Here is a 765-nt window from a genome sequence, read left to right on the forward strand (position 1 = left end):
TCAGTAATTGGGGTGAAGTCGTAACAAGGTAGCCGTATCGGAAGGTGCGGCTGGATCACCTCCTTTCTAGGGAATACAGGAAGTCATGGTACTATTTTCTTTTGTATGACTGGTTCATACAAAGACAAAAGCAGCGAGCATAAAACTAAATACGTTTTAACAGTTGTGGGGGTGTAGCTCAGTTGGGAGAGCACCTGCCTTGCAAGCAGGGGGTCAGGAGTTCAAGTCTCCTCATCTCCACCAATTTTTTAAAACAAACAGATGGGCTTGTAGCTCAGGTGGTTAGAGCGCACGCCTGATAAGCGTGAGGTCGGAGGTTCAAGTCCTCCCAAGCCCACCATAAGGATCGTATTTTTCGCCAGAATCCCTGATTGATTTATGGATGAATTCAGTCGAAAAATGCGTTAGTATTTGTACCAGTCACACGCTAACGCTTAGTGACTTACCAAATTTTTATCAAAATTTGGACAAATACGTCGATCATTGAAAACAGCATAGTGTATAAATAAATGAAATACAATTTCAAAATGTTAACAACATTAGAAACGTAATTTTAGGATCAAGAAGAAAAGAGCACAGGGTGAATGCCTTGGCAATCAGAGCCGATGAAGGACGCGACAAGCTGCGAAAAGCTGCGGGAAGGTGCACATAACCGTTGATCCGCAGATATCCGAATGGGGAAACCCGGCTGGTAGAAGACCAGTCACTGTAACGTGAATACATAGCGTTATGGAGGGAACCTGGGGAACTGAAACATCTTAGTAC

At 43.8% G+C, this 765-nt stretch carries 2 tRNA genes and 2 rRNA genes; all 4 read left to right on the forward strand.

The features are described from left to right. Window positions 1-66: ribosomal RNA gene (locus tag ACWI_RS00010) — 16S ribosomal RNA — on the forward strand; the annotation flags it as partial. A gap of 101 nt (window positions 67-167) precedes the next feature. Beyond that, window positions 168-243: transfer RNA gene (locus ACWI_RS00015), tRNA-Ala, on the forward strand. A gap of 20 nt (window positions 244-263) precedes the next feature. Beyond that, a tRNA-Ile gene (locus ACWI_RS00020) sits at window positions 264-340 on the forward strand. Between the two features lie 217 nt (window positions 341-557). Next, window positions 558-765, forward strand: a 23S ribosomal RNA gene (locus ACWI_RS00025); the annotation flags it as partial.

Origin of the sequence: Acetobacterium wieringae (genome assembly GCF_001766835.1) — a bacterium.
Lineage (GTDB): Bacteria > Bacillota > Clostridia > Eubacteriales > Eubacteriaceae > Acetobacterium > Acetobacterium wieringae.